We start from the raw sequence: 12,576 nt of genomic DNA, 5'->3' as shown, positions 1-12,576 counted from the left end.
GCTGAGCACCAACCGAGCACCATTGTGCGCACAGCGCACACCCTGTCGGAACACCGTTGTCTGCACAGGAGGAGCCATGCGTCGTCTGCTCGCCGGTCTAGCCGCCGGCACCTTCCTGCTCGCCACGGCGGCCTGCGGCTCCTCCGGGGGCTCGTCGTCCACCTCGTCCTCGTCCGGCGGCACCACCACCGTCAAGGTGGGGATCATCCCCATCGTCGACGTGGCCCCCCTCTATCTCGGCCAGAAGGAGGGCTTCTTCAGCAAGCGCGGACTCAAGCTGTCGACCACCCTCGCGCAGGGCGGTGCGGCCATCGTGCCCGGGGTGACGAGCGGTCAGTTCCAGTTCGGCTTCAGCAACATGACCTCGCTGATGATCGCCCAGTCCAACGGGGTGCCGGTGCGGGCCATCGCCAACGGCGTGGCCTCGACCGGCGTGGCCGGCCAGGACTTCGGCGGGCTCGTGGTGAAGAAGGGCAGCAGCATCACGTCGGCGAAGCAGCTGGAGGGCAAGAAGGTCGCCGTCAACACGCTGAAGAACATCAACGAGACCGCGGTGCGCGAGTCGGTGCGCAAGGCGGGCGGCGACCCGGACAAGGTGAACTTCGTCGAGCTCGCCTTCGACCAGATGCCGGCCGCGCTCGACAAGGGCCAGATCGACGCGGCGATGGCCGTCGAGCCCGCCCTCGCGACCATGAAGCTCCAGGGCGCCGGCGAGATCGCCTCGCCGCTGGTCGACGTGGCGCGGAACCTCACCGTCGCCATGTACTTCACGTCGACGTCGTACGCGCAGAAGAACCCGGCCGTCGTGAAGAAGTTCCAGGAAGCCGTCGCGGAGTCGCTGTCCTACGCGGACGCGCACCCGGACGAGGTCCGGCAGATCGTCACGACCTACACGAAGACCCCGGCGGACGTGCTGGCCAAGGTGACCCTGCCCAAGTGGCCCGCCGAGGCGAACCGTTCCTCGATCGAGACGCTGGAGAAGCTGAGCGAGCAGGACGGCCTCTTCAAGACGGCACCCGACCTGGACGAACTGCTGCCGTGACCAGCCCCGGGAAGGGTCCCGTGAAGGGTCTGAACACCGCACTCGGTGCGGCCGGGCTCGCGGCCTTCCTCGCCCTCGGCGAGGCGGTGCCGCGGCTCGGTCTGGTCAAGGCGGACTACTTCCCGCCGACCAGCCGGATCGCCCGCGCCTTCGGCACCGAACTCTCCGACGGCGCCTTCTGGTCGGCGCTCGGCGACACCCTGACCGGCTGGGCGGTGGGCCTCGCCGTCGCGGTCGGCGCCGGCATCGTGGCCGGGGTGGCCATCTCGGTCGTCCCGCACCTGCGCGAGGCCACCGCCTCCACGATCGAGTTCCTGCGCCCGATCCCCTCGGTCGCCCTGATCCCGCTGGCGATCCTGCTCTACGGCACCGAACTCCGCTCGGTCCTGCTGCTCGTCGTCTACGCCGCCTTCTGGCAGGTGCTGATCCAGGTCATGTACGGCGTCCAGGACGTCGACCCGGTCGCCGAGGAGACGGCACGGTCGTACGGTCTCGGCACCTGGGCCCGGGTCCGGCACGTGCTGTGGCCGACCGCGCTGCCGTACGTGATGACCGGCGTACGGCTGGCCGCCGCCGTCGCCCTGATCCTCACCATCACCGCCGAACTCGTCATCGGGGCGCCGGGGTTGGGACAGCGGATCGCCGTCGCACAGACCTCGCAGGCGGTGCCGGAGATGTACGCCCTGATCGTGGTGACCGGGCTGCTCGGACTGGTCATCAACGTCGGTGCCCGGTCGGTGGAGCGGCGGGCGCTGGCCTGGCACCAGTCGGTGCGCGGGGAGGTGACGGTATGAGTCGGCTGCTGCTGAGAGCGGCGTACGCGCTGGCCCTGCCCGCCGTCCTGGTCGCGCTGTGGTGGCTGGCCTCCGCCGGCAGCACGAACGTCTACTGGCCGCCGCTGCGCACGATCCTGAAGACCTTTCCGGACGTCTGGACCGGTCAGCGGCTCCGCGACGACCTGCTGCGCAGTGTGCTGAGGCTGCTCGCCGGATACGCGGCGGCGGCCGTGGCGGGCGTCGCGCTGGGCACGGTCGTCGGCTCCTACCGGTGGGTCCGGGCGGTGTGCGAGCCGGTCCTCGAGTTCCTGCGGGCGGTGCCGCCGCCGGTGCTCGTCCCGGTCATCATGCTGTTCGCGGGCATCGGCGACGGCATGAAGATCGTGGTGATCGCCAGCGGCTGCGTGTGGCCGGTCCTGCTCAACACCGTCGAGGGCGTCCGGGCGGTCGACCCGGTGCTGGCGGAGACGGCCCGTTCCTACGGCGTCACCGGCGCGGCCCGGCTGCGTACGCTGGTGCTGCGTTCGGCGAGTCCGCAGATCTTCGCGGGCCTGCGGCAGGCGCTGTCGATCGGGATCATCCTGATGGTCATCAGCGAGATGTTCGCGGCCAGCAACGGGCTCGGTTTCACCATCGTGCAGTTCCAGCGCGGGTTCGCGATCCCCGACATGTGGACCGGGATCCTGCTGCTGGGCCTGCTCGGATTCGTGCTGTCGGTGGTCTTCCGGGTGGTCGAGCGGCGGGTGCTCGGCTGGTACCACGGGCTGCGCGCGGCCGCCCGGCGGTCCTGAGACGAACCTCGTGAAGAGGAGGGGCATGCTCGACGTACGCGGCCTGAGAAAGGTCTACGAGGGGTCCGGACGCCGGGTGGAGGCGGTGCGGGACCTCACCTTCACCGTGGCGGCGGGTGAACTGGTGTGTCTGGTCGGCCCGTCGGGCTGCGGCAAGACCACCCTGCTGAAGTGCATGGGCGGACTGCTCACCCCGTCCGGGGGCGAAGTCCTGCTGGAGGGACGGAAGGTGACCGGACCGCCGCCCGGGATGGCGTTCGTCTTCCAGGAGTACGGCCGCAGTCTGTTCCCCTGGATGCGGGTCGCGCAGAACGTGGAACTCCCGCTCAGGCAGAAGCACCTGCCACGCGAGCGCCGGAGGGAGCTGGTGACGGACGCGTTGCGTTCGGTCGGCCTCGCGGACGCCGCCGGCGCCTATCCGTGGCAGCTCTCCGGGGGCATGCAGCAGCGGGTCGCGATCGCCCGCGCCCTCGCGTACGAACCCCGGGTCCTGCTGATGGACGAGCCGTTCGCCGCCGTCGACGCCCAGACCCGGGCCGACCTGGAGGATCTGGTCCGGGGCCTGTGGCGGGAGCGCGGGATCACGATCCTGTTCGTCACCCATGACATCGACGAGGCGGTCTACCTGGGGCAGCGGGTGATCGTCCTGTCCGCCTCCCCGACCGTCGTTCAGGAGCAGCTGAAGGTGGACCTGCCGGAGGAGCGGGACCAGTTGCGCACACGGGTCGCCCCGCGCTTCGCCGACCTGCGGACCCATGTCTACGAGCAGATCCAGGCGGCGAAGCGCGGGGTGCCCCGGGGGGAGGACCCGGTCACGACGTCAGATACGCCTCCACCTCGCTGAACTGGGCGGCCGGCCAGCCGCTGTTCGCGGTGACGGTGAGCCGCAGGTAGCGCAGGTTCGCCGAGGCGGGCAACGGCACGGTGACGGTGTTGCCGGTGGCCGGGTCGAAGCGGTAGCCCGTGGCGCCCACCACGGTCGAGTAGGCGGAGCCGTCGGTGCTGCCCAGCACGGTGACGGTCTGGGTCCGTGCGCCCCAGGCCGAGGACGGGGGCAGCTTGAGCACCAGCCGCCGGGCCGCGTAGGAGGAGCCGAGGTCGACGGTAAGCGACTGCGGGAAGGCGTTGTTGGTGGACTCCCAGTAGCTGTTCGCGTCGCCGTCGACCGCCTTGCCGGGCGTGTAGACGTCCTGGGAGCCGGTGGCGGTCGCCGGGCGTCCCTTGGCGAGGTTGCGGTTCGGGTCCGGGTCGGGGTTGCCCTGCCCCGGTGCCGGCCAGCTGGAGCAGTCCGACCAGGTGCTGGACCAGCCGGAGTTGCCGCCGCCGTCGGTGAGCGCGAAGGAGCCGGAGTTCGCCGGGTAGGGGCAGTTGTAGATGCCGGCCGCGCCGACGCCGGTGGCGGTGACGTCGCGGAAGGCGGCGGCGCCCTGCGCCTCGGCCTGGACCACGACCGTGCCGGTGTTCTGCACGGTCGCGCCGGTCACGTTGACGTTCCGGACGGCGTACCCCTGCCCGCCGCCGGAGACGAACTCGAAGGCGCTGTAGGGGCTGTTGGAGATCGTGGTGTTGGTGATGTTCACCGTCGCGTTGATGGCGCTGTCGTAGGAGTCGACGCGCAGCGCGCCCATCGGGTGGTTCCAGTTGGGGTTCATCGCGCCGGTGCGCACCAGCGTGTTGCCGTCGACGGTGATGGTGCCGGAGAGCGGGGAGAACGGGTCGAGGAACTTCTGGTTGGAGATGGCGATGCCGCTGCCGAGGGCGTTGGTGTCGGAGACCAGGTTGTTCTTCACGGAGATGTCCGTGCCGCCGTAGATCGCGATGCCGTTGGCCAGGTTCGGCTGGGAGATCGTGTTGTTCGCGAAGCTCGAATCGGTGTCGGGCGAGTTCAGCGACCACATGGCGAGCGAGTCGTCGCCCTGGTTGCGCAGGAAGTTGTTGCGGACCTGGACGCCGTGGGCGTTGCCGTTCAGGTTGAGGCCGTCGGCGGTGGTGTCGAGGACGCGGTTGTTCTCGACGACCAGGTTGTCGTTGTTGCCCGTCAGCCAGAACCCGCACTTGAGGTGCTGGATCCACATGCCGGACACCGAACTGCCGGGTCCGAGCGAGCCGTTGACGAAGTTGTCGGGGCTGGAGTCGACGCGTTCGGTGACCTCGCCGAGCACCGCGAAGTTGCTGATGTGGACGTTGCCCGAGGAACTGGACTGGTCGATGAACCGGGAGGTGTGCACGACCGAGTACCAGCTGCCCGCGCCCAGGAGGGTCACGTTCTGCACTCCGCCGAGGGAGGACGTCAGCTTGTAGTCGCCCGGCGGGATCCACACCGTTCCGCCCTGGGCGGCCGAGATGGCGTCCCGGAAGGCCTGGGTGGAGTCGCCGTTGCCGCTCGGGTCGGCGCCCTTGGAGGTGACGGAGACCGACCCGGCGGGCTGCGAGGCGGCCGCGGCGACCTGCTCGAAGTCGGCCACGTCGACGGTTACCTGGGTGCCGGTGGACTCGAAGGCGACCTTGTCGCCCGCCTGGATGTTCTGGCCCAGCAGCAGCCGGGCATCGTCGAAGAAGTGGTGCTGTCTGGCGCCCGCGATCCAACTGGTGTCGACGTAGGAGTACTTGGACGTGACGGCCAGGGTCTTCGCCAGCCTGACCCCGTTGACGTACACGTTCAGCGTGCCGGTCTGCCCGTCGGGGACACTGTAGGAGAGGTTCACGGCGTTGGCCGCGCGGGGTGCGGTGAACTCGACCCGCTGTCCGGAGTTCAGCCGCACGGCCTGGCGGCCGGAGGCCTCGGAGGCGAGGGTGCCCTGGGTGTAGCCGGGGCCGGTCTTCGTGCCGGTGGTGGTCGCCGCCTCCGCCTCCACCGAGGTGAAGGGGAGGCTCGCGCCCGCGGCCGCGTGGGCGGCGGGCGCGACGGCGACGAGCATGCCCGCGGCGAGCGCTGCGGCCGCGGCCGTGGCCGGCATGCTCCTGACCGCGCGACCTGTGGTGTGCTGCATGTGCTGATCCCTTCGGGGGTGGGGGAACGGGGACAGCGCGAGCGGTGCCGGCGGCTCAGGTCGCCAGCCAGACCGCCGTGTCCTGTGGCAGCCGGCCGGCGTCCAACGGGCCGCTGCTGAGCAGGATTTCGGAGTGGGTGGGGAGTTCGGCGGGGGTGGCGGCGAGGTTGACCGCACAGGTGACGCCCTCGGCACGGGTGAAGGCGAGGACGCCCTCGGGGGCGGGCAGCCAGGTCAGCGGGGAGTCGCCGAAGCGGGGGCGCAGGGCGATGGCACGGCGGTAGAGCGTCAGCATGGAGCCGGGGTCGTCCTGCTGGCGGTCGACGGCGTACGACTCCCAGCCGGCCGGCTGCGGCAGCCAGGGCTCCGCACCGGACCCGAACCCCGCGTGGGGCGCCCCGGCCGCCCAGGGCAGCGGCACCCGGCAGCCGTCCCGGCCCGGATCGGTGCCCCCGGACCGGAAGTACATCGGGTCCTGGACGCGGTCGGCCGGGATCTCCGCCTCGGGCAGCCCCAGCTCCTCCCCCTGGTAGACGTAGACCGCGCCGGGCAGGGCCAGCGAGAGCAGGGCGGCGGCGCGGGCGCGGCGGGTGCCCAGGGCGAGGTCCGTCGGGACGCCGAAGGCCTTGGCGGCGAAGTCGAACCCGGTGTCCTCGCGGCCGTACCGGGTGGCTGTGCGGGTCACGTCGTGGTTGCACAGGACCCAGGTGGCGGGGGCGCCGACGGGCGCGTGCTCGGCGAGGGTGGTGTCGATCGACGTGCGCAGCCGGGCCGCGTCCCAGGGGCAGGACAGGAAGGAGAAGTTGAAGGCAGTGTGCAGTTCGTCGGGGCGCAGGTAGCGGGCGAAGCGTTCGGCGTCGGGGAGCCAGACCTCGCCGACGAAGACCCCGTCGTAGGCGTCGGCGACGGTCCGCCAGGAGCGGTAGACGTCGTGGAGTTCGTCGCGGTCGACGAAGGGGTGCGGCCGCGGGTCGCCGGCCAGGTCGGGCAGGTCCGGGTCCTTGGCGAGCAGCGCCGCCGAGTCGATGCGGACGCCCGCGACACCGCGCTCGAACCAGAACCGCAGGATGTCCTCGTGCTCCTGACGGACCGCCGGATGCGCCCAGTTGAGGTCGGGCTGTTCGGGGGTGAAGAGGTGCAGGTACCACTCGCCGTCGGGCAGCCTGGTCCACACCGGTTCGGTGGAGCCGACGAACTGCGAGGGCCAGTCGTTGGGCGGGAGTCCGCCGTCCGGACCGCGGCCGGGCCGGAAGTGGAACAGTTCCCGCTCGGGGCTGCCGGGGCCGGCCGCCAGCGCGGCCCGGAACCAGGGGTGCTGGTCGGAGACATGGTTGGGGACGATGTCGACGATCGTCCGGATGCCCAGCTCCCGCGCCTCCGCGATGAGCTTCTCGGCCTCGGCGAGGGTGCCGAAGGCCGGGTCGATGGCCCGGTAGTCGGCGACGTCGTAGCCGCCGTCCTTCATGGGGGACGGGTACCAGGGACTGAACCACAGGGCGTCCACGCCGAGTTCGGCGAGATACGACAGCCGGGCGCGGACGCCCGCGAGGTCGCCGGTGCCGTCGCCGTCGCTGTCGGCGAAGCTGCGGACGTACACCTGGTAGATGACGGCCGAACGCCACCAGTCGGTGTCCCCGCGCTCCACGTGGTCCGCGTGGTCCGCGTGGTCCGCGTGGTCCGCGTGGTCCGCGTGGTCCTTCGGGGCATGGCTGGGCTGTCCCACGGTGCGAGCCTTTCTGTCGGAGGAAGGGCCTCAGCCCTTGGTGCTGCCCGCGCTGATCCCGGCGATGATGTGCCGCTGGAAGACGAGGAACAGCGCGACCATCGGAATGCTGGCGATCACCATCGCGGCGATGAGCACGGTGAGCTGGATGTTCTGCGACAGCTGGACCAGGGCCACGCTGATGGGCTGTCTGTCCGTGTCGGAGAAGACCATCAGCGGCCACAGGAAGTCCTGCCACACCGCGACCAGGGCGAAGATCGAGACGACCCCGAGGACCGGCCGGGACATGGGCAGCACGACCGACCACAGGGTGCGCAGCCTTCCGGCGCCGTCGATCTCCGCGGCCTCCAGGACGTCACGCGGCAGCTGGTCGAAGAACCGCTTCAACAGGTACAGGTTGAAGGCGTTGGCGACGGCCGGGAGCCAGATGCCGAGCGGGTCGTTGAGCAGGCTGGTGTGCAGGAAGGGCAGGTCGGCGACGGTCAGGTACTTGGGGACGACCAGGGCCTGGGCGGGCACCATCAGGGTGGCCAGGATGCCGCCGAGGATCACCTTCCCGAACGCCGGCCTCAGCTTGGACAGGGCGTAGGCGGCGGCCGTGCAGAACACCAGCTGGAAGGCCCAGGCGCCGGCGGCCTGCACCACCGTGTTCCACAGGTGTTCCGGGAGCTGCATCAGGTCCCAGGCGTCGGTGTAGCCGGACAGGTGCCACCGCTCGGGGATCAGGGTGGGCGGGGTCCGGGCGATCTCGTCCGGTGACTTCATCGCGCCGGTCACCATCCAGTACACGGGGAACAGGAAGGCGAGCGCGAAGAGCAGGACGACGGCGGTGAAGACGCTCCAGTAGACCGCCTTCCCGCGCGGGCGGGACAGGGTCGCCGGGGAGACCAGGGTGCGGGTGGCGCTGCTCATACGTCCTCCCCGGAACGGGTCAGCCGCAGGTAGCCGGCGGAGAAGACACCGAGCAGCACCAGCAGCATCACGCTGAGCGCGCAGGCTCCGCCGAAGTCGTTGTAGAGGAAGGCGTACTTGTAGATCAGGTAGAGGACGGTGACCGTGGCGTTCTCCGGGCCGCCGCCCGTGATCACGAACGGTTCCGTGAACACCTGCATGGTGGCGATGATCTGAAGCAGCATCAGCATGAGGATGACGAACCTGGTCTGGGGGACCGTCACGTGCCGGACGCGCTGGAGGAGGTTCGCGCCGTCGAGTTCGGCGGCCTCGTACAGCTCGCCGGGGATGGACTGGAGGGCTGCCAGGTAGATCAGGACGGTGCCGCCCATGTTCGCCCAGGTCGCCACGATCACCAGGGAGACCAGCGCGGTGTCGGTGCCGTTGGACCAGTTCGAGGTGGGCAGGTGAAGGAAGCGCAGGCTCTCGTTGGCGAGGCCGGCTCCGGGGTCGTAGAACCACTTCCACAGCAGGGCGCTGACCACCGGCGGGATCATCACCGGGAGGTAGACCACGACCCGGAAGAACGCCTTGGCGTGCCGGAGTTCGTTGAGGACGAGGGCGAGCACGAACGGGATCGCGAAGCCGATGAGCAGGGCCAGCAGGGTGAAGGTGAGGGTGTTGCGCCAGGCCGCCGAGAACTCGGGGTCGTGCAGGACCCGGGTGAAGTTGGCGGTGCCGACCCATTCGGGGGACGAGCCCGGGGTGTACTTCTGGAAGGCGATCACGACCGCGCGGATCGCCGGGTACCAGGAGAACAGGGCGAAGCAGACCAGCCCGCCGAGCAGGAAGCCGTAGGCGCGGGCCTGGTCGATGAGGCGGCGCCGCCTCCGGTCCCCTGCCGGGGGCGGCGCCGGGACCTGTCGGACGGCGACCGCCGCCGGGGCGGGCCGTCGTGCGGCCGTCCTGGTCATCGCGGTCAGCCCCGGGCCAGGATGCCGTCGATCTTGTCGTTGGCGTCCTTGAGGAGCTGGTCGATGTCGGCGTCCTTCTTGGTGAGGACGGCGGAGACGGTGCCGTCGAGGACGGAGTAGATCTGCTGGGCGTCCGGCGGCTCGATCTTCATCTGGAGGGACTGGTTGCCGTCCAGGAACCCCTGGTAGTTCTCCACCGGCACGTTGGCGTCGGCCTTCTTGACCGCCTGGTCCTTGGCGTCGGCGGCACCGGTGAACAGGCGCGGCTCGGGCAGGCCGACGGGCGCGTTGTTCTTCTTGGCGCGGGCGTAGTCGCCGAGGAAGCCGTCGCCGGGGGTGAGGAACATGGAGTCGAGCCACTTCAGTCCGGCGCGGATCTGGGCCGGGCTGTCCTTCTTGTTGAACATGTAGCCGTCGCCGCCGATGAGCGTGCCCTTGCCGCCGGGCATCGGGCCGAGGGCGAGGTCCTTGTAGTTGCCGCCCTTCTCCTTCACCAGGATCGGGATGTTGTCCGGGGCGGAGAGGTACATGCCGAGCTTGCCCGAACCCATCATCTGCTGGACGTCGTTGATGATCAGGAGCTGCTTGCTGCCCATCGAGTTGTCGGTCCAGCGCATGTCGTGCAGGTTCCGCAGGACCGCGTGGCCCTCGGGGGTGTCGACGGTCGCCGACTTGCCGTCGGCGGAGACCACGTCACCGCCCTGCGAGTACAGCTCCGCCGTGAAGTGCCAGCCGCCCTGGTTCTGCGCGCTGTAGTCGGCGTACCCGACGGTCCCGTCGCCGAGCGCGGCGATCTTCTTGGCGTCCGCGCGGACCTCGTCCCAGGTGGTCGGCGGCTTGTCGGGGTCGAGGCCGGCCCGCTGGAAGAGCTTGCGGTTGTAGATCAGGCCCATGGAGTAGCCGGTGCGCGGGATGCCGTAGACCTTGCCGTCGACGGTGTAGATGTCGCGCAGCTGCTTCTGGATGGTGTCGTAGCTCTTCAGATCCTTGAGGTACGGGGTGAGGTCGGCCGCCTGGTTGATGTCCACGACGTGCTTGGCGTCGGTGAAGTACGTGTAGAAGACGTCCTCCATCTGGCCGCCGGCCAGCTTGGCGTCGAAGGTCTTCGGGTCCTGGCAGGGGAACGCGTCGTGCGCGACGACGTCGATGTCCGGGTTCCGCTTCTCGAAGGAGGCGATGTCCTGCTCGAAGAACGACCGGTCGACCTTGGCGCTCTTCGGCGGCTCGCAGTTGACGGTGATCCGCGTCTTGCCGCTGCCCGCGTCGTCGTCGCCGGACCCGCAGGCCGCGGCGGAGAGCGCTAGGGACGAGCAGACGCCGATCGCGACGAGAGCGCGACGGTACCCGGTGCTGGACATCGGTGGACCCCCCAGAACAGGAGCAGTGGGCGCCGCACCGGAACCGGTGGGCGCCGCACACTCAAGCACCGGCGACAGGAGTTCGCAAGATGTCGCGCAGAATCTGTAATTATTCGACAGTGATGTGGTTCTCAGCCGCGAGGCGCTTGCGCGGTGGAGCCGCGGACCACCAGTTCGGGCTCGAAGAGCAGTTCGTCGCGGCCCACCGCGCTGCCGTTGACCTGCGCGTTCAGCAGCTCCACCGCGGCCCGGCCCATGGCCTCGATGGGCTGGCGGACGGTGGTGAGCGGGGGCTCGGTGCAGTTCATGAACGCGGAGTCGTCGTAGCCGACCACCGAGACCTGCGACGGGACGTCCAGTCCCTTGCGGCGGGCCGCCCTGATGGCCCCGAGCGCGAGCGGGTCGCTGGCGCAGATGATGCCGGTGACACCGTCGTCGATGAGCCGGGTGGCGGCCGCGTGACCGCCCTCGATGGAGAACATGGCCCGGGCGACCCGCGACTCCGGGAGCTCGCCCATGGTCCGCGCGGCGGCCAGCTTGCGGGCCGACGGCATGTGGTCGGCGGGGCCGAGGACGAGGCCGATGCGCTCGTGACCGAGGGAGGCGAGGTGGCGCCAGGCCTGTTCCACCGCCACCGCGTCGTCGCAGGACACCGCCGGGAAGCCGAGGTGCTCGATGGCCGCGTTGACCAGCACCACCGGGATGTTGCGGTCGGCGAGCAGCCGGTAGTGGTCGTGGGGCGCGTCGGCCTGCGCGTACAGCCCGCCGGCGAACACCACACCGGACACCTGCTGTTGCAGCAGCAGCTCCACGTAGTCCGCCTCGGAGACCCCGCCCTTGGTCTGGGTGCAGAGCACCGGGGTGAGGCCGAGTTGGGCCAGGGCGCCGCCGATGACCTCGGCGAAGGCGGGGAAGATGGGGTTCTGGAGCTCGGGCAGGACCAGGCCGACGAGCCGGGCGCGTTCGCCGCGCAGCTGCGTGGGGCGCTCGTAGCCGAGGACGTCCAGGGCGGAGAGCACCGCCTGGCGGGTGGCCTCGGAGACGCCGGGCTTGCCGTTGAGCACCCGGCTGACCGTGGCCTCGCTGACCCCGACCTTCTTCGCCACTTCCGCAAGTCGTCGTGTCATGAACGCAAGGCTAGCGCAAGTAACGCAAGCTGTTTGCGTAATCCCCGTGACAGCGAGCGAACGCGGCTCCCGTCCGTCAGACGCGGCTGCCGGTCGCCGTGTCCGAGGAGAGCCGCTGGGCGAGGTAGATCGGCACGACGGAGAGCAGGACCAGCACGGCCGCCACCACGTTCACCACCGGAGCCTGCTGCGGACGGGTCATGTTGTCGAAGATCCACAGCGGCAGGGTCTGCACACCCGGTCCCGCGGTGAACGTCGTCACCACGACCTCGTCGAAGGAGAGCGCGAAGGCGAGCAGACCGCCCGCCAGCAGCGCCGAGCGCACCAGCGGGAAGGTGACGTCGACGAAGGCCCGGAAGGTGTCGGCGCCCAGGTCGGCGGCGGCCTCCTCGTAACTGCCCGACGTGCGGCGCAGCCGGGCGACGACGTTGTTGAAGACGATGACCACACAGAACGTGGCGTGTCCGACGACCACGGTGAACAGGCCGAGGCCGACGCCGAGCGGCTGGAGCACCGTGCCGAAGGCGGAGTTGAGGGCGATGCCGGTGACGATGCCGGGCAGCGCGATCGGCAGCACCACCACGAAGGACAGGGCGCCGCGTCCGAAGAAGCGGTACCGGGCGACGGCGAAGGCGGCCAGCGTGCCCAGCACGAGGGCGATCGCGGTGGCGCCCAGCCCCGCCTTCACGGAGGTCCACAGCGCCTCCCGGGCGCCGGAGCTGTGCCAGGCGGCCGACCACCAGCGGGTGGTCAGACCGGGCGGCGGCCAGCTCGCGCTGCGGTCGGGACTGAGCGAGTCGACGAGGACCAGCAGCAGCGGGACGTAGATGACGGCGAAGCCGAGGGCGGCGGCGACGCGCAGGGCGATACGGGCGGGCCGGGAGAGTTGCATGGGGATGTCACC

11 protein-coding genes are annotated in these 12,576 nt (G+C 70.3%); 4 read left to right on the top strand and 7 right to left on the bottom strand.

Translation table 11 applies throughout. The features are described from left to right. The first annotated feature begins 76 nt into the window (after positions 1-76). Genes AAW13_RS10295 through AAW13_RS10280 form a run of 4 tightly spaced genes read left to right on the top strand, consistent with a single transcriptional unit; the run spans position 77 to position 3,453 of the window. Positions 77-1,042 (top strand): ABC transporter substrate-binding protein, encoded by a 966-nt coding sequence (locus AAW13_RS10295; protein ID WP_046728473.1) that lies wholly within the window; start codon positions 77-79, stop codon positions 1,040-1,042. A 20-nt stretch (positions 1,043-1,062) separates the two neighbouring features. Then, positions 1,063-1,836: an ABC transporter permease gene (locus tag AAW13_RS10290; RefSeq protein ID WP_046728552.1), complete on the top strand. Its 774-nt coding sequence runs from the start codon at positions 1,063-1,065 to the stop codon at positions 1,834-1,836. Further along, positions 1,833-2,609, top strand: a complete 777-nt coding sequence (locus tag AAW13_RS10285) for an ABC transporter permease (protein ID WP_046728472.1) — start codon at positions 1,833-1,835, stop codon at positions 2,607-2,609. Before AAW13_RS10290 ends, AAW13_RS10285 begins: the two co-directional genes overlap by 4 nt. Positions 2,610-2,634: 25 nt before the next feature. Further along, entirely contained in the window at positions 2,635-3,453 is an 819-nt protein-coding gene (locus AAW13_RS10280; protein ID WP_206306182.1) for an ABC transporter ATP-binding protein, read from the top strand. Here AAW13_RS10280 and AAW13_RS10275 read toward each other — a convergent pair. The 7 genes from AAW13_RS10275 to AAW13_RS10245 all read right to left on the bottom strand — a co-directional run bounded on the left by AAW13_RS10275 (position 3,422) and on the right by AAW13_RS10245 (position 12,564). After that, positions 3,422-5,599 carry a discoidin domain-containing protein gene (locus tag AAW13_RS10275; RefSeq protein WP_046728471.1) on the bottom strand — a complete coding sequence of 726 codons (2,178 nt, stop codon included), beginning with the start codon at positions 5,597-5,599 and terminating at the stop codon, positions 3,422-3,424. The two genes, AAW13_RS10280 and AAW13_RS10275, sit on opposite strands and share 32 nt — an antisense overlap. Before the next feature lie 55 nt (positions 5,600-5,654). Then, complete coding sequence (locus tag AAW13_RS10270; protein ID WP_046728550.1) at positions 5,655-7,244, bottom strand: glycoside hydrolase family 13 protein; 1,590 nt, start codon at positions 7,242-7,244, stop codon at positions 5,655-5,657. A 108-nt stretch (positions 7,245-7,352) separates the two neighbouring features. Beyond that, positions 7,353-8,234, bottom strand: coding sequence for a carbohydrate ABC transporter permease (locus tag AAW13_RS10265; protein ID WP_046728470.1), 882 nt, complete (start codon positions 8,232-8,234; stop codon positions 7,353-7,355). Beyond that, positions 8,231-9,187 (bottom strand): carbohydrate ABC transporter permease, encoded by a 957-nt coding sequence (locus AAW13_RS10260; RefSeq protein ID WP_046728469.1) that lies wholly within the window; start codon positions 9,185-9,187, stop codon positions 8,231-8,233. The genes AAW13_RS10265 and AAW13_RS10260 overlap by 4 nt, the downstream gene beginning before the upstream one ends. A gap of 5 nt (positions 9,188-9,192) precedes the next feature. Then, positions 9,193-10,545 (bottom strand): ABC transporter substrate-binding protein, encoded by a 1,353-nt coding sequence (locus AAW13_RS10255; RefSeq protein WP_046728468.1) that lies wholly within the window; start codon positions 10,543-10,545, stop codon positions 9,193-9,195. 131 nt (positions 10,546-10,676) lie between these two features. Beyond that, entirely contained in the window at positions 10,677-11,672 is a 996-nt protein-coding gene (locus AAW13_RS10250) for a LacI family DNA-binding transcriptional regulator (RefSeq protein WP_206306181.1), read from the bottom strand. Positions 11,673-11,748: 76 nt separating this feature from the next. Then, positions 11,749-12,564: an ABC transporter permease gene (locus AAW13_RS10245; RefSeq protein WP_046728466.1), complete on the bottom strand. Its 816-nt coding sequence runs from the start codon at positions 12,562-12,564 to the stop codon at positions 11,749-11,751. Positions 12,565-12,576 lie beyond the last annotated feature (12 nt).

It is taken from the genome of Streptomyces humi (genome assembly GCF_001005085.2).
In the GTDB taxonomy this organism is placed as follows: Bacteria; Actinomycetota; Actinomycetes; order Streptomycetales; family Streptomycetaceae; genus Streptomyces; species Streptomyces humi.
This window is presented reverse-complemented; position numbering and strand designations above follow the sequence as displayed.